This window comes from Streptomyces sp. DH37 (assembly GCF_029813835.1).
In the GTDB taxonomy this organism is placed as follows: Bacteria; Actinomycetota; Actinomycetes; order Streptomycetales; family Streptomycetaceae; genus Streptomyces.
The window spans coordinates 1-19,623 of sequence record NZ_JARVKV010000023.1; the positions used below are offsets into that span (position 1 = coordinate 1).

The 19,623-nt window shown below is 74.0% G+C and carries 15 protein-coding genes; 3 read left to right on the top strand and 12 right to left on the bottom strand.

What is annotated here, in order from left to right; all coding sequences use genetic code 11:
* Positions 1-261: 261 nt before the first annotated feature.
* Entirely contained in the window at positions 262-489 is a 228-nt protein-coding gene (locus QC029_RS14015) for a hypothetical protein (RefSeq protein WP_279555962.1), read from the top strand.
* 103 nt (positions 490-592) lie between these two features.
* Here the strand turns inward: QC029_RS14015 and QC029_RS14020 are convergent, their stop codons facing one another.
* A complete protein-coding gene (locus QC029_RS14020) occupies positions 593-1,750 on the bottom strand; it encodes an alkaline phosphatase PhoX (RefSeq protein WP_279555963.1) in 1,158 nt (385 codons plus the stop codon).
* Between the two features lie 199 nt (positions 1,751-1,949).
* Here QC029_RS14020 and QC029_RS14025 point away from each other — a divergent pair, with 199 nt between their 5' ends.
* A complete protein-coding gene (locus QC029_RS14025; protein WP_279555964.1) occupies positions 1,950-3,095 on the top strand; it encodes a MerR family transcriptional regulator in 1,146 nt (381 codons plus the stop codon).
* 395 nt (positions 3,096-3,490) lie between these two features.
* On the opposite strand, the gene QC029_RS14030 is transcribed toward QC029_RS14025, so the two are convergent.
* The 5 genes from QC029_RS14030 to QC029_RS14050 all read right to left on the bottom strand — a co-directional run bounded on the left by QC029_RS14030 (position 3,491) and on the right by QC029_RS14050 (position 10,160).
* On the bottom strand, positions 3,491-5,758 hold the full coding sequence (locus tag QC029_RS14030; protein WP_279555965.1) for a glycoside hydrolase family 3 N-terminal domain-containing protein: 2,268 nt from the start codon (positions 5,756-5,758) through the stop codon (positions 3,491-3,493).
* A gap of 59 nt (positions 5,759-5,817) precedes the next feature.
* Positions 5,818-6,618, bottom strand: coding sequence for a carbohydrate ABC transporter permease (locus tag QC029_RS14035; RefSeq protein ID WP_279556021.1), 801 nt, complete (start codon positions 6,616-6,618; stop codon positions 5,818-5,820).
* 122 nt (positions 6,619-6,740) lie between these two features.
* A complete protein-coding gene (locus QC029_RS14040; protein ID WP_279555966.1) occupies positions 6,741-7,649 on the bottom strand; it encodes a carbohydrate ABC transporter permease in 909 nt (302 codons plus the stop codon).
* A complete protein-coding gene (locus tag QC029_RS14045) occupies positions 7,646-8,956 on the bottom strand; it encodes an ABC transporter substrate-binding protein (protein ID WP_279556022.1) in 1,311 nt (436 codons plus the stop codon). Before QC029_RS14045 ends, QC029_RS14040 begins: the two co-directional genes overlap by 4 nt.
* A 184-nt stretch (positions 8,957-9,140) precedes the next feature.
* The gene (locus QC029_RS14050) at positions 9,141-10,160 is read right to left on the bottom strand and encodes a LacI family DNA-binding transcriptional regulator (RefSeq protein ID WP_279556023.1); all 1,020 of its coding nucleotides are present in this window, start codon (positions 10,158-10,160) and stop codon (positions 9,141-9,143) included.
* Positions 10,161-10,351: 191 nt separating this feature from the next.
* On the opposite strand from QC029_RS14050, the gene QC029_RS14055 reads away from it, so the two are divergent.
* The gene (locus tag QC029_RS14055; RefSeq protein WP_279555967.1) at positions 10,352-11,770 is read left to right on the top strand and encodes an endo-1,4-beta-xylanase; all 1,419 of its coding nucleotides are present in this window, start codon (positions 10,352-10,354) and stop codon (positions 11,768-11,770) included.
* 157 nt (positions 11,771-11,927) lie between these two features.
* On the opposite strand, the gene nirD is transcribed toward QC029_RS14055, so the two are convergent.
* From nirD to QC029_RS14085, 6 genes are all read right to left on the bottom strand, one after another.
* Entirely contained in the window at positions 11,928-12,368 is a 441-nt protein-coding gene (gene nirD, locus QC029_RS14060; RefSeq protein WP_279555968.1) for a nitrite reductase small subunit NirD, read from the bottom strand.
* Complete coding sequence (gene nirB / locus QC029_RS14065) at positions 12,365-14,980, bottom strand: nitrite reductase large subunit NirB (protein ID WP_279555969.1); 2,616 nt, start codon at positions 14,978-14,980, stop codon at positions 12,365-12,367. The genes nirD and nirB overlap by 4 nt, the downstream gene beginning before the upstream one ends.
* A 2-nt stretch (positions 14,981-14,982) precedes the next feature.
* Positions 14,983-16,248: an NAD(P)/FAD-dependent oxidoreductase gene (locus tag QC029_RS14070; RefSeq protein ID WP_279555970.1), complete on the bottom strand. Its 1,266-nt coding sequence runs from the start codon at positions 16,246-16,248 to the stop codon at positions 14,983-14,985.
* A gap of 185 nt (positions 16,249-16,433) precedes the next feature.
* Positions 16,434-17,723: a cytochrome P450 gene (locus QC029_RS14075; RefSeq protein ID WP_279555971.1), complete on the bottom strand. Its 1,290-nt coding sequence runs from the start codon at positions 17,721-17,723 to the stop codon at positions 16,434-16,436.
* On the bottom strand, positions 17,720-19,012 hold the full coding sequence (locus QC029_RS14080) for a cytochrome P450 (protein WP_279555972.1): 1,293 nt from the start codon (positions 19,010-19,012) through the stop codon (positions 17,720-17,722). Before QC029_RS14080 ends, QC029_RS14075 begins: the two co-directional genes overlap by 4 nt.
* A complete protein-coding gene (locus QC029_RS14085; RefSeq protein ID WP_279555973.1) occupies positions 19,009-19,581 on the bottom strand; it encodes an ATP/GTP-binding protein in 573 nt (190 codons plus the stop codon). The genes QC029_RS14080 and QC029_RS14085 overlap by 4 nt, the downstream gene beginning before the upstream one ends.
* Positions 19,582-19,623: the final 42 nt, after the last annotated feature.

Sequence of the window (19,623 nt, forward strand, 5' to 3'; positions counted from 1 at the left end):
CCCCCGGGGGGCGCGCGCACGGCGGTCCTCCCCGGGCGTGGCGTACCGACGGCGTCGCTGCCCCGGTCCGGTGAACCCCCGGGGCCGGAACGGCGGTCGGCCACCGGTCGGAGACCACGCCATGCGCATCGGCCGTGCGCGCGCCGCCGCGCTCGCCGTCCCCCTGGCCCCGGGGCCGTCCGCGACGCGTCCGCCGGGCCCCGGGCCGCCTCGGGCGGCTCCTGCGGCACGCCGGGGGACCGCGCCTACCCGCCGACGCGCGTGGCCGACGAACTCGACCGCCCCGACGCAGCGATGAAGGCCGACCCCGAGGGCCGACCCAAGGGCCCCGGCCACTTCCCCGAACCGGTCGCGTGGATCGCCGCGATGCGGGAGAAGACCGGCGACGACCGGTCCCACGAGCACCTCAAGCCCCACCGGGACCCGCTGTTCGGAACGCGCGACAGGTTCGACGTCCGGGTGCGGGACCACTCCGACGACTACCGCTGAGGGGTGCCGGGCGCGGCGGGGTCTGCCATGTGACCCCGCCGCGCCCGGAGCCGGTGGGCGCCGCGGCGGCCCGGGAGGGGCTCAGGCGCCGTCCGGGGGCGGTTCAGGAGCGGAACGGGCCCGTCACCTCGTAGGTGATGCCGCCCGAGCCGCTGCCGCTGGTGCCGCGCTGGCTGGAGAAGTACAGCCGCCTGCCGTCCGGGGAGAAGGCCGGGCCGGTGATCTCCGAGGACGACTGGCCGGCGATCCGCAGGAAGGGCGCGACCACGTCGTCCGGGGTGATCACGCAGATCTCCATGTTCCCGCCGTCCTCGGCGACGAAGAGGTCGCCGGAGGCCGAGCCGGTGACGTTGTCCACGCCCGTCAGCGGGGCGCCGCCGGAGACCAGGGAGTCGTCGTAGGCCAGCTCGACGGTGTTGCTCGCCGCGTTGAGCTGCCAGACCCGGCCGTCGCCCTTGGTGGTGAACCAGCAGGTGCCGTCGGCGTAGTGGCAGCCCTCGCCGCCGTTGAAGTGCTTGGCGGCGGAGACCTGGTGGCGGGTGGCGGTGGAGGCGGCGGACGGGTCGGGGACGCGCGCCCAGCCGATGGAACCGGAGGTGCCCGAACCGCCCGTCATCACCTCCAGCGTCCCCGAGGACAGGTCGCCCCAGGTGGTGGGGCGGAAGCGGTAGAGGCAGCCGTCGGAGACGTCCTCGGTCAGGTAGATCACCTTGCGGACCGGGTCGGCGGCGGCGGCCTCGTGCTTGAAGCGGCCCATGGCGTCACGGCGCACGGAGGGCTTCACGCCCCACGGGTCGGTCTCGAAGACGTAGCCGCGGTCGACCTCCTCGCAGGACAGCCAGGTGTTCCAGGGCGTCTTGCCGCCCGCGCAGTTCTGGCGGGTGCCCGACAGGACGCGGTAGGCGGCGGTGATGTTCCCGGAGGAGTCGAAGCGGACGGCGCTCGCGCCGCCGCCGGGGTTGATCTCGGAGTTGGAGACGTAGATCCAGCCGGTGCCGTCGACGTAGCAGGCGCCGCCGTCGGGGGCGTTGTGCCAGGTGTAGGAGGTGCCGGGCACCCTCTGCCCGGAGCGGGCGATCACCCGGCTGGTGAAACCCTGGGGCAGCTGGATGCCGTTGGCGTCGGCCGGCCGCAGGGCCCCGTAGGGACCGGGACCGGGCTGGGCGGGGGCGGCGTGCGCGGCCCCGCGCCACAGGGAGCCGCCGAAGGCGGCCGCCGATCCGGTGAGTACGGCTCCGCGCAGGAAGTTACGACGTTCCACGTTCGCTCCACCGAGGTCGTCTGGCCCCGCGGCCGGTCGGGCGCGGGGTCGAACGATCGGGAACGGTAGGGAGTCTGCTTTGACAGAGCATGAACAATCGGTCGCGCCGGGTGGCCCGTTGGCCCAACACCGGTCGCCGCACCGGTCGCCGCGGGCGGCGGTTGACCCTCGACCTGGTTCAGGGACCACAGTGCGGGGCGTGGAGAGCGAGATGCACGGCATCGGCGACACGGCCCGCGACAGCGGGCTGAGCGTGAGCGCCCTGCGGTTCTACGACCGCGCCGGGGTGCTGGTGCCGGCCTGGGTGGACCCGGCCAGCGGCTACCGCTGGTACGGCCCCGAGCAGCTGCCGGAGGCGCGGCTGCTGGCCCGGCTGCGCCGGGCCGGGATGCCGCTGGCGGACATCCGGCTGGTGCTGGCCGGCCGGCCCGGCCCGGACACCGCCCTGGTGCGCGGGCTGCTGGACGCCCATCTGCGCCGTCTGGAGCGGGGGTTGTCCGACGCCCGCCGCGAGCTCTCCGCGGTCCGGGAACTACTCGACGACAGGGAGGGCGCCATGCCCCCGACACCCACGGCCGCCACCGCCGAACTGGACCTGCCCGCGGCCGGTCTGGCCGCCGCCCTGGACGCGGTCCGCTTCGCCGCCGGCACCGACCCCGGCCTGCCGGTGCTGGGCGGCGTCCTGTTCGACGCCGAGGACGGGACGCTGCGCCTGGCGGCCACCGACCGCTACCGGCTGGCCGTCGCCCGGGCCGGGACCGCCGGGCGCGGTGCGCGCTCCGGACGGGAGCGCGTACAGGCCCTCGTCCCCGCCCCGCTCGCCGACGCGATGCGTGCCCTGCTGGACGGCGCGGAGTCCGTCCGGCTGGTGGTGGGCGGCGGGCGGGCGGCCCTGGAGGCGGACGACCGCCGCACGGAAGGCCGCTGCCTGGACCAGGGGTTCCCCGACTACCGCCGGCTGACCCGCCTGCCCGGGGGACGGCGGGTCACCGTCGGCGTGCCCGCCCTGCGCGAGGCGGTGCGCACCGGGCCGGCCTGCGTCCACGAGCTGCGCGAGGAGCGCGGGACGGTCGCCGTGGACGTCACCGTCCTGGTGGTGACGGGGGACGGCGCGGTGACCGTGGCCGGGCACGGCGACCGGGAGCGGGACGGCGGCGGCGCGGTGCGCACCGCCGTCAACCGGGCCTTCCTGCTGGACGCCCTGGCCGCCGGGGCCCGGGAGCGGCTGGTCCTGGAGTTCGGCGGCCCCGCCGCGCCCCTGGCCGTCCGCCGACCGGACGACGCGGAGACCTTCTCGCTCCTGATGCCGGTCCGCCTGGAGGACCCGGACGGTTCCGCGGCGTGACCTCCGGCGGCCCGGGACGGGCCGGGGCGTGCTCGACGGTGCGGCGCGCCGGGTCCGCCGGAGTCCACGGCCCGAGCCCCCGGCGCCTCGGCCGACAGCCGTTCCGGGCCGCTGCCGGCACCGGTCACCACGGCCGTGCGCCCGCCCGGACGGGGAGGGGGTTCCCCGTACCGTCCGGGCCGTGCCCTGTCGCGGCTCCTCGCCCCGGCGCCCGCCGGTTCCCACGGTGACGGCGCGATCGTCTCCTTCGCGCGGCACAGCGCGGGCCGGACGGGGAGCCGGGGCGAGGAGCGCGGCGCCCGCCGGGGGGCGGAGCGGGCGCCGGCCGGGAGGCCCGGGACCAGGACCGGACCAGGGCCGGATCAGGGCTGCGTCAGGGTTGCGTCATGACCGGATCAGGGCTGGAGGACGCGCACCTCCGCTCCGCAGGTCATGCGGCGGTCGAAGCCGACCGTGCGCTCCGGCCCGGTCAGGGTCAGCGGCACGGTGTGGCGCACGTCGGCGCTGGAGGCGGCCAGCCGCAGCTCCACGGCGCCGGGCTCGACGATCCGCTCACCGGGCCGCACGGTGTACGAGGCCAGGTCGGCGTGGAAGTCGAAGACGACCTCGGCCGCCTGGCCCGGCTCCAGCGCCACCCGGGCGTAGCCGACCAGCTGGGTGACCGGGCGGGCGACGCGCGCCACGGGGTCGTGCAGGTAGAGCTGGACGACCTCGGTGCCGGCCCGCTCGCCGGTGTTGCGCACGGTGACGCGGACCTCGGCGGAGCCGTCGGTCGGGACGGCGTCGGCGCCGCACGCCGCGGCCTCCCACGCGAAGGAGGTGTACGACAGGCCGTGCCCGAAGGGGTACAGCGGCGTCGGGTCGATGCTGCTGGCGTCGCCCTTGAGGCCCAGCGGCGGCACGAGGTAGGTCCACGGCTGGCCGCCGGCGCCGCGCGGCACGCTGACCGGGAGCCGGCCCGAGGGGTTGACCCGCCCGGTGAGGACGCCGGCGACGGCCGGTCCGCCCTCCTCGCCGGGGAAGAACGCCTGGACCACGGCGGCGAGACGGCCCTCCCACCGGCCGAGCGCGTACGGGCGGCCGGTGAGCAGCACCAGCACCACGGGCTTGTCGGTGCTCTCCAGCAGGGCGTCCAGGAACGCGGCCTGGCCGTCGGGGAGGGTGAGGTCCTCGGCGTCGCAGCCCTCGCCGGAGGTGCCGCGGCCGAAGAGGCCGGAGCGGTCGCCGAGCACCGCGATAACGATGTCGGCGTCGGCGGGGGCGTCCGTCAGGGCGGCTCCGGGGAGTTCGGCGCCCAGGGCGTCCAGCAGCGTGGGGATCTCCACGCCGACGGGCAGCTCTGGGTGCTCGACGCCCACGTGCCGGGGGAAGGTGTAGCAGCCCAGCATGGCGGCCCGCTCGTCCGCGTACGGGCCGACCACGGCGATGCGGGCCGTGGGGTGCAGGGGGAGCACGCCCCGGGAGTTGTCCAGCAGGACGACGGACTCCTCGGCCACGCGCCGGGCCAGCGCCCGCATCGCGGGCGGGTCCAGGTCCACCCGGTCCGCGGACGCGGCCGGCGCCTCGGCCGACCAGTCCGGGTCCAGCAGGCCCAGCTCGCACTTCTGCCGCAGCACCCGCAGCGCGGCCCGGTCCACCAGGGACTCGGGGACCTCGCCGGAGCGCACCGCCTTCAGCAGCGGCTCGCCGTAGCAGCGCAGGCCCGGCAGCTCCACGTCCACGCCCGCGGCCAGCGCCAGGGCGGCGGCGCGGGCGGGGGAGTCGGCGACGTGGTGGGCCAGCTCCAGGAAGGAGACGCCGAAGTAGTCGGAGACCACCGTGCCGTCGAAGCCCCACGCGTCCCTCAGCAGGTCGGTGAGGAGCTCGGTGTGGGCGGCGGCCGGGACGCCGTCGACGTCGTTGTAGGCGTGCATGACCGAGCGGGCCCCGCCCTCGCGCAGGGCCATCTCGAACGGCGGCAGGATCACGTCGGCCAGCTCGCGCGGGCCGATCGAGACCGGGCCGTGGTTGCGGGCGCCGCGCGAGGCGGAGTAGCCCGCGAAGTGCTTGAGCGTGGAGACGATCCCGGTGGACTCCAGCCCCGCCACGTAGGCGGTGGCCAGGGTCGCCACCAGGTACGGGTCCTCGCCGATGGACTCCTCGGTGCGGCCCCAGCGCGGGTCGCGCACCACGTCCAGCACCGGCGAGAGGCCCTGGTGGATGCCGACCGAGCGCATGGAGGCGCCGATGGCCGCGGCCATCTCGCGCACCAGCGCCGGGTCGAAGGTGGCCCCCCAGGCCAGCGGGGTGGGGAAGATGGTGGCCTGCCAGGCGGTGAAGCCGGTCAGGCACTCCTCGTGGGCGAGGGCGGGGATGCCGAAGCGGTTGGCCGCGGCGACCTTCGCCTGGAAGGCGGCCAGGGCCCGCATGCCCTCGGACGGCTCCACCGGGGCGGTGCCGAAGGGGCGGGTGAGCTGGCCCAGGCCGTGGGGGAGCAGGGCGTCCAGGTCGACGGTTTCGGAGACCTCGTGCTGGAGCGGAGCGACGTCGTCGCCGTCGGCCTCGGAACCCGGCCAGACGCTGGAGAGCTGTGCGAGCTTCTCCTCCAGGGTCATCCGGGACAGCAGATCGGCGGCGCGCTCCTCGACGGGTCGGGAGGTGTCCTGCCAGGGGTGGTGATGCATGAGGCTCCTTGTTCAGCGTCGGCGTGTCCTGCGCATGTCCCGTGCGTGGTCCGCGCGGATCAGCGTCCGCCGACTCCCATGAGGCCGTTGATGAGCTGACGGCGGGCGAAGAGGTACACGACGAAGATCGGCACGATCGAGAGCACGACCGCGGCGAGCAGTGCGGGGATGTCCACCCGGAACTGGCCGACGTAGTCGTAGAGGCCGAGGGTGAGCACCCGGCTCTCGCGCGACTGGGTGAGGATCAGGGGGAAGAGGAAGTTGTTCCAGGCCTGGAGCGCCGCGTAGACGCCGACCGTGGAGATGCCGCCGCGGGAGAGCGGGACGACGAGCTGGAGCAGGACGCGGGTCTGGCTGGCGCCCTCCAGCGCCATCGCCTCGTACATCTCCTCCTCGATGTCCCGCATGGTGCCGGCCAGGATCAGCACGCAGACGGGGAGGCAGAACGCCGCGGTCGGCAGGATGATCGCCAGCAGGCTGTCGTAGAGGTGCAGATGGGTGATCAGCAGGTAGATCGGGATGATCACCGCCTGCGCGGGGATGGCCAGGCCCAGCAGGAAGAACTGGAAGATCCGCTGGGAGGACCGGCTGAGGGTGCGCACCACCGTGTAGCCGACGCACACCGAGAGCACCACGACGATGGCCGCGGTGGCGACCGTGACGATCGCGGTGTTGACCAGGTAGGTGAGGAAGTCGCTCTCCAGCACCGTGCGGTAGTTGTCGAGCGTGAGGTCGCCCGGCAGGCTCAGCGCGCCCTCGTCGAAGTAGGCGTCGCGGTCCCGCAGCGTGGTGAGGACCAGGACGTACAGCGGCAGGCCGACGATGACCAGCCAGACGACGGAGGCGACGCCCGCCGGCATGTTCCACTTGCGGACGCGGCGGAGCCTGCGGCCCAGGCCCTCGCCGCCCGTCGCCCGGTGCGCGGGTTGCTGCGGGCTCTGCGAGGGGCGCCGCTCGGGGCTTTCGGGGCGGGTGGCGGTCTTCACATCCCCTCCCGGGTGCTGCGCATGGCGCTGAAGCCGGAGATCCGGACCATCAGCAGGGAGATGGCGGTGGCGACGATCACCAGGGTCGTGGCGATGGCGCTCGCGTAGCCCATGTCGTACGCCTGGAAGCCGGTCTCGTACATCAGGTAGGGCACGATCGTGGTGTCCGTTCCCGGTCCGCCCTCGGTCAGGATGAGGACGGTGTCGAAGAAGGTCAGCGCGCCGACGACCATCAGCACCGAGGAGGTGACGATGGTGTTGCGCAGCTGCGGCAGGGTGATGGAGAAGAACTGCCGCACGGTGCTCGCCCCGTCGATGGAGGCGGCCTCGTAGAACGACTTGGGGATCTGCCGGGCGCCGCCCTGGTAGAGCAGGGTGTGGAACGGGATGAACTGCCAGGCGGCGACGAAGGCGACGGCGGCGAAGGCGCCGCGCGAGGAGCCCAGCAGGTTGCCGTCCTCGATCCCGAGCCACGGGCCGATCTCGGCGATCAGGCCGAAGTTGGGGTCCAGCAGCGACTTCCACAGCAGCGCCAGCGCCACCGAGGAGGCCAGCAGCGGCAGGAAGAAGATCGCGCTGAGGACGGCCCGGTTCTTCTGCCGGCCCGCCGACCACACGCCCAGCAGCAGGGCGACGGGCGTCTGGATCAGCCAGCTGACGCCGGTGAGCAGGACGCTCAGCCACACGGCCTGCCGCATGGTGGGGTCGTTGAACAGCCGTTCCCAGTTGCCGGTGCCGCTGACCGAGGGGAAGTCGCCGAGGCCGTCCCAGCTGGTGAAGGACAGGTAGCCGACGAGCACCATGGGGCCGACGGCGAACAGGACGAAGAACAACACGCCGGGGACCGCCCAGGCAATGCCCGGGCGGCCCACGCGCGGCGACGCGGTCGGTACTGCTTGCTTCACTTGAGGGCCTTCATGGCGTCGACGAACTCTTCGGGGCTGAGCTGCTTGTTGAAGAGCTTCTGGATGTTGGTGAGCATCGGCGAGGCCTGCTGCGCGGGCAGCGCCTGGTCCCAGGAGAGGGTGAAGTTCGGGGCGTCGCGCACGAGGTCGTACTGGAAGAGGGCGTAGTCCGGGGCGGGGTGCCCGGTGAGCATGTCCTCGGAGCCGGAGGTGGTGGGCACGTCGCCGTTGTCCACCAGGGCCTCGGCGTACCACTCCTCGGCGGCGGTCTTGACGAACTCCAGGGCCGCCTCGCGCTCCTCGCCCTTCAGCTTGGAGTTGACCGACCAGAAGTTGGTGGGGTTGCCCACGACGTTCTTGGGGTCGCCCGCGCCGTCGGGGAGGGCGGGGAAGGTGGTCCAGCCCAGGCCCTTCTCGGCGAACTCCTTCTGGTTGGCCTGCTGGTTGGAGTACTCCCAGCTGCCCATCAGGTGCATGGCGGCCTTGCCCTTGGCGAAGAGCGTGGAGGCGCCGTCGGCGGTGTAGTTGACCGAGGCGTAGTTCTTGCCGAACGCCCCGCGGTCCACCAGGTCGCGGATGGTCTCGGCGGTCTTCAGCACGGCCGGGTCGCCCCAGGCGGAGGAGTCGCCGTCCTGGATGCGCTGGAAGACCTCGGCGCCGCCGATGCGGTCCAGCAGGTACTCGACCCACATCAGCTCGGTCCACGCGTCGGTGCCGGCGAGCGCGAAGGGGGTGACGCCCTCCTTCTTGAAGGTGTCGACCAGCCCCAGCAGGTCCTCCCAGGACTCAGGCGGCTCGGCGCCCGCCTTCTCGAAGACGTCCTTGTTGTAGAAGAGGACCACCGGCTGCATGCCCCGCATCGGGATGCCGTAGACCTTGTCGTTCACCTTGCCCGCGTTGAGGATCGAGGGCAGGAACGCGTCCTTGAGCTTCTCGTCCTTCTGGATCTCGGGCGTGAGGTCGACCAGCATGTCCTTCTCGACGAAGTTGCTGATGCTGCCGCCGCCCCAGTTGAAGAAGACGTCAGGGGCGTTGGGCGTGCCCATGGCGCTGCGCATCTTGTCCTGGTAGCCCTCGCCGGGCACCTCGACGAGCTTGGCCTTGACGTCGGAGGTCTTGTTGAACCGCTCGACCGCGTCGCGCTGCACCTTGGTCGAGGCGTCCTGGTAGACCCAGACCTCCAGGGTTCCGCCGGCCTTCTCCTCGCCGGGACCGCCGCTGCCGCAGGCGGTGAGCACGGAGGCGGCCAGAACCGCCGCCGTCAGCGTGGCGGCGTGGCGCCGCCCGAATCCCTTGCGGCCTCTCATGGCCGAGCCCTGCACTGCTGTTCGCATCGCATACCTTCCGGAAGGACTCCGAAAATTATCGGTAGTGGTGGTGGGAAAGTACGTACGCGCTCCAGCGGTGTCAACAGGTCTGACAAAAAACGGGACCCGTGGCCCGGCAGCGTGATGCGTCCGTTATATGGAGTTGTTCGATCCGCTTTCCGGGTCAGCCGCGCAGCGGCGCCGTGCTGGCGCGAACGACCAGCTCAGTGGCGAGTTCGACGCGCGGGGAGTCGATCTCCTCGCCCCGTGCCTGGCGCAGCACGGTGCGGGCCGCGACCTTGCCCATCTCCACCAGCGGCTGGCGTACCGTGGTCAGCGGCGGAGCCGACCAGCGGACTTCCGGAAGGTCGTCGAAGCCGACGATGCTGATGTCCTCCGGCACCCGCATCCCGCGCCTGCGCAGCGCCTCGATCGCGCCCAGCGCCATCTGGTCGCTGGCGGCGAACAGGGCGGTGGGCGGCTCGTCCAGGTCCATCAGCCGGTTGCAGCCGGTGAAGCCGGACTCGTGGTAGAAGTCGCCCGGCACCATCAGCCGGTCGTCCACGGGGACGCCCGCCGCCTCCAGCGCGGCGCGGTAGCCGTCCAGCCGGGCGCGGCTGCACAGCAGTCTCGGCGGCCCGGCGATGAAGCCGATCCGGCGGTGGCCCAGCTCCAGCAGGTGCTCGGTGGCGGACATGCCGCCGGCCCAGTTGGTGGCCCCGACCGTCGGCGCCTCCAGGGCGGGGGAGCCGGAGGGGTCCACCACCACCAGGGGCACGCCCAGCCGGTGCAGCTCCTCGTGCAGGACCGGCTCCAGGACCGAGGTCACCAGGATCACGCCGCCCGAGGCGCGGGCCCGCAGGTTGCGCATCCACTGCCGGGCCGAGCCCGCGCGGTCGTGGATGGCCGAGACCACCGTGCCGAAGCCGACCTCGTGCGTGGTCTCCTCCACGCCGCGGATGATCTCCACCGCCCAGGGGCTGTCCAGGTCGTTGAAGACCAGGTCGATCAGGGCGGGCCGGTCGCCGGAGGAGGCCGTGCGGCGGCGGTAGCCGTACTGCCGCAGCAGCTCCTCGACCCTGGCCCGGGTCGCGGGCGCGACGTCCGAGCGGCCGTTGACCACCCGTGAGACGGTGGGGACCGAGACCCCCGCCTCCTGGGCGATGGCCGTGATCGTGACCTTCTGTTCCACCTTGGGCGCCATCCTCTGCTCCGCGACGCCACCGGTCGCGGCGACCGCGCCGTCCGTCATGCCGTCTCCCATGCCCTCTCCTCCACACACGCACACCGTTGACGGGCGTCCCCATCGGCTCTACCGTTCCCGGCGCACCCTCGAAACCTTCCAACAGTCTTCCGGAAAGTGTTCCGGGGCGTCGAGAGAGGGACATCCCCAGCATGAGGCAACACCGTGTACGCACCGTACGTCGTTTAGCCAGGGCGGTCGTAGCCGCCTCCGCCGCGACCGCGGCGCTGACCTTCGGATTCAGCGCCCCGAGCCAGGCCGCCGACCCCACCCTGCGCGAGGTCGCCGAGCCCACCGGCCGTTTCATCGGCACGGCCGTCAACGACGGCCTGCTGGGCAACGGCACCTACAGCGCCATCGTCAGCACCGAGTTCGACAGCGTCACCGCCGAGAACGCCATGAAGTGGGAGGCGGTCGAGCCCCAGCGCGGCCAGTTCAACTGGGCCGGGGGCGACCGCCTGGTCCAGTTCGCCCAGCAGAACGACCAGCTCGTCTACGGACACACCCTGGTCTGGCACAGCCAGATGCCGGGCTGGCTGCAGAACGGCTCGTTCTCCAACAGCGAGCTGCGCACCATCATGACCGACCACGTCACCACCCAGGTCGCCCGCTACAAGGGCAAGGTCCAGCGCTGGGACGTGGTGAACGAGGCGTTCAACGAGGACGGCTCGTTCCGGCAGAGCAAGTTCTACCAGCAGCTCGGCTCGTCCTACATCGCGGACTCCTTCCGGGCCGCCCGCGCCGCCGACCCGAACGCCAAGCTGTTCATCAACGACTACAACACCGAGCTCGACAACGCCAAGAGCGACGGCCTGTACCGGCTGGTCAGCGATCTGAAGGCGCAGGGCGTGCCCATCGACGGGGTCGGGTTCCAAAACCACCTCATCGTCGGCCAGGTGAACGGCCCGGCGATCCGGCAGAACCTCCAGCGCTTCGCCGACCTGGGCCTGGAGGTCGCGATCACCGAGCTGGACATCCGGATGCAGATGCCGTCCGACAGCTCCAAGCTCCAGCAGCAGGCCCGCGACTACCGCGCGGTGGCCGACGCCTGCCTGGCGGTCTCCCGCTGCTCCGGCATCACCGTCTGGGGCGTCAGCGACCGCGACTCCTGGGTGCCGGACGTCTTCCAGGGCCAGGGAGCGGCCTGCCCCTGGGACGACAACTACCGGCCCAAGCCCGCCTACGACGCGCTGCGCGACGCCTTCGTCGCGGCGGGCGGCGGCGACCCCGGCGACCCGGGCGACCCCGAGCCGCCCACGGGTGACTGCTCCGCCACCTTCACCGTCTCCAACCGCTGGGCCACCGGCTCGGTCGTCTCCGTCACCGTCCGCACCGGACAGGCCCTGAACGGCTGGCGCGCGCGGTTCGAGCTGCCGACCGGGGTGAGCCTGGCCAACGGCTGGAACGGCGGCTTCTCGCAGAGCGGCAGCACCGTCACCGTCACCAACGCCCCCTACAACGGCACGGTCGCGGCCGGAGGGACGATCTCCTTCGGCTTCCAGACCAGCGGCGGAGCGGCCCAGGACGGCACCCGCGTCAGCCTCGGCGACCAGGCGTGCGCCGCGGGCTGACCCCTTCTCCCGTCCGGTGCGCCGAACCGCCAGGGCAGGGCGGCCGGCGCGCCGGACGGGGCAGAGCCGGGCCCCGGTCGCGGCCCGCCCCACACGGGCCGCGGCCGGGGCCCTCGGCGTTCCCGGCCGGAAGCCGCCGCGGGACTCCCGGCGCCCCTCAGCGGGTGCGCACGGCGTACGCCGGCACCGACACCGCCTCGTCGTCCAGACAGCGGCCCGTGGCCAGGTCGAAACGCTGCTTGAGCAGCGGCGAGGCCACGAACGGCCGCCCGCCCGCCGAGCCCAGCAGCCCGCGCGAGAGCACGTAGGCGCCGGTGAACGGATCGCGGTTGCCGACGGCGTACGCACGGCCCGACCGGTCCCGGAACAGGGCGATCTGCCGGCCGTCGGGCAGCAGCGCGGCCACCCCCCGCCCCGGCGTCAGGTCCGACAGGGCGCACACCGCGGCCCAGCCGCCGTCGGCGCGCACCTCCACCCGTACGCCGGCCGCCGTGGGCGGGGCGGCGGGCGGGGCGGCGGGCGGAGCGGCGGTCGGGGTGTGCTCGGAGGCGGTCTCGGAAGCGGTGTCGGAAGCGGTGGCGGTCATCGCTGCGGTCATCGGGCCGGGGTCCCTTCGAGAGCTTCGGGCGTTTCGGGGATGCGGACGGGGATGTCGGGGCCGGACAGGATCGTCAGGTCGGGCCTGACCTGCTCGCGCTCGGCGACGAACCGCACCGACGGGTCGGGCGCGTCCGGCGCGTTGACGAAGGAGACGAAGCGCCGCAGCCGCTCGGGATCGTTCAGCGTCTCGGCCCACTCGTCGCGGTAGTTCGCCACGTGGTCGGCCATCAGGGCCTCCAGCTCGTCGCACAGGCCCAGCGAGTCGTGGACGACCACGTCGCGCACGTGGTCCAGGCCGCCCTCGATCCGCTCCAGCCAGGCCGCGGTGCGCTCCAGCCGGTCGGCGGTGCGGATGTAGAACATCAGGAAGCGGTCGATCAGCCGGACCAGCTCGGCGTCGGACAGGTCCTGGGCCAGCAGGTCGGCGTGGCGCGGGGTCGCGCCGCCGTTGCCGCCCACGTACAGGTTCCAGCCGCCGGCGGTGGCGATCACGCCGAAGTCCTTGGACCGCGCCTCCGCGCACTCGCGCTGGCAGCCGGAGACCGCCGACTTCAGCTTGTGCGGGGCGCGCAGGCCGCGGTAGCGCAGTTCCAGGTCGATGGCCATGCGCACCGAGTCCTGCACCCCGTAGCGGCACCAGGTCCGCCCCACGCACGACTTCACCGTGCGCAGCGCCTTGCCGTAGGCGTGGCCCGACTCGAAGCCGGCGTCCACCAGCCGCGCCCAGATCGCCGGGAGCTGGTCGACGCGGGCGCCGAACAGGTCGATCCGCTGCCCCCCGGTGATCTTGGTGTAGAGCCCGTAGTCGCGGGCCACCTCGCCGATCACGATCAGCTTCTCCGGCGTGATCTCCCCGCCGGGGACGCGCGGCACGACCGAGTACGAGCCGTTGCGCTGGAGGTTGGCCAGGTGGTGGTCGTTGGTGTCCTGGAGGGCCGCCTGCTCGCCGTCCAGGACGTAGCCGCTGGCGCCCAGCGCCGGAGCCAGCGAGGCGATGATCGAGGCGACGACCGGCTTGCAGACCTCGCAGCCCTCCCCGCCGCGGGCCTCCTCGCGGCCGTGGCCGTCCAGCAGCGCGGCGAAGGAGGTGAGCCGCAGGGTGCGGACGATCTCGTACAGCTCGCCGCGGGTGTGGGCGAAGCAGCCGCACAGGCCCTTGTCGACCGCGACGCCGCTCGCCTCCAGCTCGTCGTTGACCAGGGTGGTGAGCACCTTCACGCAGCTTCCGCAGCCGGTGCCCGCCCTGGTGCACTTCTTCACCTCGGGCACGGTGGCGCACCGGTGGTCGGTGACGGCCGCGCGGACGGCGCCCTTGGTGACGTTGTGGCAGCTGCAGACCACCGCCTCGTCCGGCAGCGCGGACGGCCCCAGCGCCACCGGTGCCCCGGCCCCGGCCGGCAGGACGAGCTGCTCGGGAGCCACCGGCGGGACGCCGCCGGTCAGCGGGCGCAGCGTGCCGTACGCCTCGGCGTCGCCGACCAGCACGCCGCCCAGCAGGGTGCCGTCGGAGGCGATCACCAGTTTCTTGTAGACGCCGGCGCGCGAGTCGGAGTAGACGACGTCCAGGCAGCCCTCGGTCCTGCCGTGCGCGTCGCCGAAGGAGGCCACGTCCACGCCCAGCAGCTTGAGCTTGGTGGAGGTGTCGGCGCCGGTGAAGGAGGCCCGGTCGCCCCCGGCGATCGTCTCGGCCGCCACCCGCGCCATCTCGTAGCCGGGCGCCACCAGGCCGTACACCATGCCGTCCGCGGTCCTCGCGCACTCGCCGATGGCGTACACCGACCCGTCGGCGGTGCGGCAGCGCTCGTCGACGACGATGCCGCCGCGCTCGCCGACCTCCAGGCCGCAGTCGCGGGCGAGCTGGTCGCGGGGGCGCACGCCCGCCGAGAAGACCACCATGTCGGTCTCGATCACCGAGCCGTCCGAGAGCGCCATCGCGGTGACGGCCCCGCTCCCGTCGGCGGTGATCTCCCGGCCGCCCACGCCCGTGTGGACGATCAGGCCCATCCCCTCGACGGTGCGGCGCAGCGCGGCGCCGCCGCCCTCGTCGACCTGGAGGGCCATCAGCCGCGGGTTGAACTCCACGACGTGGGTCTCCAGGCCCAGCCCGTTCAGCGCGCCGGCCGCCTCCAGGCCCAGCAGGCCGCCGCCGACGACCGTGCCCACCCGGCTGCCCTTCGCGTACTCCTCGATGGCGAGCAGGTCCTCCACCGTGCGGTAGACGAAGCAGCCGGCGCTGTCCCTCCCCGGCACGGGCGGCACGAACGGATAGGAGCCGGTGGCCAGCACCAGCGTGTCGTAGCCGATCTCCAGCCCGGCGCGCGAGGTGACGGTGCGCGCCGCGCGGTCGATCGCGACCGCCGGGTCGCCCAGGCGCAGCTCGATGCCGTGCCGCTCCATGAAGCCCTCGTCCACCATGGACAGCTCCTCGGGCGTGCGGCCGGAGAAGTACGAGGTGAGCCGCACGCGGTCGTACGCGGGCCGCGGCTCCTCGCACAGCACGACCACCCGGGCCCGCTCGGTGACCTCCCGGCTCGCGAGCTCCTCCAGGAACCGCTGGCCGACCATCCCGTGCCCGACGAGCACGATCGTGGGGCGTGGCGTCCGTGGCATGTCTACAGGCCTCCATCGTTGGTGAGCAGGTGGAGCAGCGGGGCGGAGGGCAGCGGCTCGTCGCCCTCCCAGGTGCGGGCGAGGGCGCCGACGGTGCCGAGGTCGCCGAGGAGGATGCCGCCCACCAGCCGGTCGCCGCGGACGACGACCTTGCGGTAGACGCTGCGGGTGGCGTCGGCGAGGTGGACGACGTCGTCGCCCGCGCGGGGCACGGTCTCGCCGAACGAGGCGAGGTCCAGCGCGCGCCCCCGCCCGGAGGGGGACGGCGCGAGGGTCAGCCGGGTCAGCGCCCGGGTGCCGGTGTACGCGGGGGTCCGGGCGCCGCCGGCCAGCAGGACGCGGGCCAGCGCGTCGGCCTGCTCCTGGGCGGCGCCCGCCAGCCCGTAGACCGTCCCGCCGTGCTCGGCGCAGTCGCCGACGGCGTGGATCCGGGGGTCGGAGGTGCGCAGCTCGTCGTCGACGACGATCCCGTCGCGGACCTCCAGCCCGGCCGCCCGGGCGAGTCCGACCCGCGGCCGCACGCCGCAGGCGAGCACGACCAGCTCGGCCTCCAGCCGGTAGCCGTCGGCGAGTTCCACGCCGCGGGCCGCCGCCCCCTCGCCGGGGGTCCGCGCGGTCAGCAGACCGCGGACACGGCACTCGGTGTGGACCTCGACGCCCAGCCCCTCCAGGTGCCCGCGCAGCAGCGCCGACGCGCGGGCGTCCAGATGGCGCTCCATGAGGTGCTCGCCCTGGTGGGCGAGGACGGTGCGCACCCCGCGCTCGCTCAGCGCGCGGGCGGCCGAGACCCCGAGCAGGCCGCCGCCGACGACGACGGCCCGCGCCCCCGGCCGGACCGCCGCCTCCAGCGCCCGGCAGTCGGCCAGGGTGCGGAAGGGGTGCACGCCGCGGAGCGGTTCGTGCCCGCCGTCGTCGGGGAAGAGCCCGCGCAGCGGCGGCAGCACCGGGTTGGAGCCGGTGGCCAGCACCAGCGTGTCGTACGGCACCGAGGAGCCGTCGTCGCACCGCACCAGCCGCTCGGACCGGTCCACCCGGACCGCCCGTACGCCGCGCAGCCAGCGGGCGGCCGACGGGGCGGGGAGGCCGATCACCTCCGGCGCGTACCGCCCGGCCAGCACCTCGGCCAGCAGCACCCGGTTGTACGGCGCGTGGGGCTCCTCGCCGACGACCGTCAGGGCGTCGGCGGCGCCGGCGGCGGAGAGCTGCCCGGCGAGCCGGGCGGCGGCCATCCCGCCGCCGATCACCACCACACGCTTCATCGAGGTCATACGGGCAGCGTGCGGTGCGGCTGTTTCCCGTCCGCATCACCCCTGTTTCCCGGCGGCAACGCTGCCCTCAGTGCGCTCGCGGCCCGGCTGTGAGCCCCCGTGTGGGCCTCCGTGTGGGCCTCCGTGTGGGCCGGACGGCGCCCCTCCGGCCCCTCCCGCCGCCCCCGCTGCGTCCCCGCCGCCCCCTACGGGGCCAGGCGGACCGGCAGGACCTGGACGCTGTTGCCCACCAGGCTGCGGTGCCGGGGCAGCTCCCCGTCCGGCCGTGCCAGGTCCAGGCCGGGAAAGCGCGTGAACAGCGCCTCCAGCGCGGTGGCGGCCTCCATCCGGGCCAGCGGGGCGCCCAGGCAGTAGTGCGCGCCGTGGCCGAACGACAGATGGCGGCTCGGCGGCCGGGTGACGTCGAACCGGTCGGCGTCCTCCCCGTGCGCCCGCGGGTCGCGCCCGGCGGCGGAGTAGCCGGCCAGCACGGGGGCGCCCGCCGGGATCAGCGTGCCGTCCACCTCCAGGTCGCGGACCGGGTAGCGGAACGGGAAGTAGCTGACCGGGCTGTCGTGGCGCAGGGTCTCCTCCACCACGTCCTCCCAGCCCGCCCGGCCGGAGCGGACCAGCTCCAGCTGGTCGCGGTGGGCGCACAGGGCGCGCACCGCGTTGGTGATCAGGTTGAGGGTGGTCTCGTGCCCGGCGACGATCAGCAGCAGCAGGGTGCCGATCAGCTCCTCCTCGCTCAGCCGGTCGCCGTCGTCCTCGCGCGCGGCGATCAGGGCGCTGGTGAGGTCGTCGCCGGGGGCGGCGCGGCGCTCCGCCGCCACCTGGGCGAGGACTGCCGTGATCTCCCGGTTGGCGGCCACGGCCTCGGCGGGGGAGGTGTCGGTGCTGACGATGCGGTTGGACAGCCTGTGCAGCCGCAGCCTCGGCTCCGGGCCGATGCCGAGCATCTCGCAGATCACGCTCATGGGCAGCGGGAAGGCGAAGTGTCGCCGCAGGTCGGCGGTCCCGTCCCCCTCCCGGGCCGCCTCGGCCAGGTCGTCCAGCAGCTCGCCGGCCAGTTCCGCCACGCGCGGCCGCAGCGCCTCCACGCGGCGGGGCGTGAACGCCCGGGTGACCAGGGAGCGCAGCCGCCGGTGGTCCGCGCCGTCGGCGGTCGTCATGCCGGGGACGGTCGCGAAGGTGCGCAGCGGCCAGCCCTCGGGGATCTCCCCGCGCCGGAGGGCGGCGAAGTGGCAGGCGTTCTTGGCCACCTCCGGGTTCCCCAGGAACTCCCTCAGCTCCTCGTGCCCGGTGACGACGAACCCGTCGACGCCGCCGGGGAGCACCACCGGCACGGCCGCCCCCCGCTCGCGCAGCCGCTCGTTGACCGGGTGCGGATCGGCGCCGCGCGGGTCGAGGACGTACGGTTCGGCGGACACGGAGGTGGGGGCGGAGGCGGACACGGAGGCGGGGGCGGGCGCGGCGCCCGCGGCGGGTTCGGTCATCTGGGGTCTCCCTGGGGAACGGCGGCGAGGTCGGGCTGCGGCGCGGTGAACCGGACGGGCAGCGCCGCCAGGCCCTTGGTCCAGGGCGACGACGCCCAGGCCAGCCGCTCCTCGGGCACCGCCAGTTCCATGTCGGGCAGGTGGTGCCGGAGGGTGTCCACCGCGGTGCGGGCGATCAGCCGGGCCGGGTCCTGCGCCGGGCAGGTGTGCGGTCCCGCGCTGAACGCCACGTGCGCGCGGTTGCCGGTGACGGGCCGCCCGTCGTCGGGCAGCACCTCCGGGTCGGTGTTGGCGGCGGCCAGCCCCAGCACGAGCATGTCCCCGGCGCGGATGTCCCGGCCCCCGAAGCGCATGTCGCGGACGGCGTAGCGGGCGGGGAAGTTCTGGGTGGGCGGGAACCGCCACAGCACCAGGTCCAGCGCGTCGTCCACGGTCAGGTGCCCGCCGGTCAGGGAGGAGCGCAGGGCCGGATCGGTCAGCAGGACGCGCAGCGCGGTGGCGATCCAGTTCTTCGTCGTCTGGTTGCCCGCGACGATCATCACCACGATGTTGTGCAGCACCTCCTCGTCGCTGAGGCGGGCGGGGTGCTCCAGCAGCCGCGAGGTGACGTCGGGGCCGGGACGCCGCCGCTTCTCCCGGATCAGCGCCAGCAGGACGTTCTCCATGCGGCGGCTGGCGTGGGCGGAGTCGGCGTTGGCGGCGGCCGTGCCGGCGACGGCCTCGGCCAGCTGCTGCCCGGTCCGGTCGTCCACGCCCAGCATCTGCGCGATGACCTGGACGGGCAGCTTGTGCGCGTAGTGCGGTACGAGGTCGGCCTCGCGCCGGCGGGCGAAGGAGTCGATCAGCCGCTCGGCGGTGGCCCGCACCGTCCGGCGCAGCTCGTGCCCGTCGATCCGGTCCAGCGCGTCGGCGACCGCCGCCCGCATCCGCCGGTGCTGCTGACCGTCGGCGAACATCAGCGCCGGGCGCCAGCCGACGAACGCCATCAGCGGCGAGTCGGCCGGGACGCGGCCCTCGCGCAGCAGGTTCCAGCGCCGCGGATCGTGGCTGAAGTCCTGCTCCTCGCGGGCGAGGTGGAGCAGCTCCCGGTAGCCCATGACCAGCCAGACGTGGATGCCGGGGGCCAGGGCGACGGGGGCGACCGGGCCGTGCTCCGCGCGCAGCCGCTCGTACAGCGCCGACAGGTTGTCCCCGTCGAGGCCCGGTCCGTACAGCGGGGCGGGACGCCCGTGCGCCGGGCAGCCCGGCGGCGGCCCGGCGGCGGTGCGGTCGGGGAAGGGAACGGTCATGACGGCTCCGAGTCCGTGGCGGAGTTGACGAGGTGGGTGACGAGGGAGATCAGGGCCCTGAGGGACGACTCGCCGTCACGGGCGTCGCAGAACGTCAGCGGGGTGTGCGGCAGCAGGTCCAGCGCGGCCCGCAGCTCCTCCTCGGCGTACCGCGGGCTGTCCGGGAACCGGTTGACGGCGATGCTGAAGGGCAGGTCCAGGTCCTCCAGGTGGCCGATGGAGTCGAAGGACGCCTCCAGGTCGCGGGTGTCCACCAGGGCGAGCGCGCCCAGGGCGCCGCGCGCCAGCTCCCGCCAGGTGGGCAGGAAGCGCGGCTGCCCGGGGGTGCCGAACAGGTAGAGCACCAGCTCGCCGTCGATCGTGATCCGCCCGAAGTCCAGGGCGACGGTGGTGGTCCTCTTCGACCGCTCGCCGCCGGTGTCCACCCGGGCGCCCGCCCGGGTCATCACGGCCTCGGTGGACAGCGGCCTGATCTCCGAGACCGCGCCGATCAGCGTGGTCTTGCCCACCCCGAACGGCCCGACGACCAGGATCTTGGCCGCGCCCGCGACGCTCGGCCGCACGTACACGCCGGACGTTCCCGCCGCGTCCCCGGGATCCGGGGACGCCTC

What these genes read in the sequence shown, in the direction of transcription:
- QC029_RS14030 (WP_279555965.1), bottom strand. Translation starts at nt 5,758, where the DNA reads ATGCATCACCACCCCTGGCAGGACACCTCCCGACCCGTCGAGGAGCGC.
- QC029_RS14035 (WP_279556021.1), bottom strand. Translation starts at nt 6,618, where the DNA reads ATGCCGGCGGGCGTCGCCTCCGTCGTCTGGCTGGTCATCGTCGGCCTG.
- QC029_RS14045 (WP_279556022.1), bottom strand. Translation starts at nt 8,956, where the DNA reads ATGAGAGGCCGCAAGGGATTCGGGCGGCGCCACGCCGCCACGCTGACG.
- QC029_RS14050 (WP_279556023.1), bottom strand. Translation starts at nt 10,160, where the DNA reads ATGGCGCCCAAGGTGGAACAGAAGGTCACGATCACGGCCATCGCCCAG.
- QC029_RS14055 (WP_279555967.1), top strand. Translation starts at nt 10,352, where the DNA reads ATGAGGCAACACCGTGTACGCACCGTACGTCGTTTAGCCAGGGCGGTC.
- nirD (WP_279555968.1), bottom strand. Translation starts at nt 12,368, where the DNA reads ATGACCGCAGCGATGACCGCCACCGCTTCCGACACCGCTTCCGAGACC.
- nirB (WP_279555969.1), bottom strand. Translation starts at nt 14,980, where the DNA reads ATGCCACGGACGCCACGCCCCACGATCGTGCTCGTCGGGCACGGGATG.
- QC029_RS14070 (WP_279555970.1), bottom strand. Translation starts at nt 16,248, where the DNA reads ATGACCTCGATGAAGCGTGTGGTGGTGATCGGCGGCGGGATGGCCGCC.
- QC029_RS14075 (WP_279555971.1), bottom strand. Translation starts at nt 17,723, where the DNA reads ATGACCGAACCCGCCGCGGGCGCCGCGCCCGCCCCCGCCTCCGTGTCC.
- QC029_RS14080 (WP_279555972.1), bottom strand. Translation starts at nt 19,012, where the DNA reads ATGACCGTTCCCTTCCCCGACCGCACCGCCGCCGGGCCGCCGCCGGGC.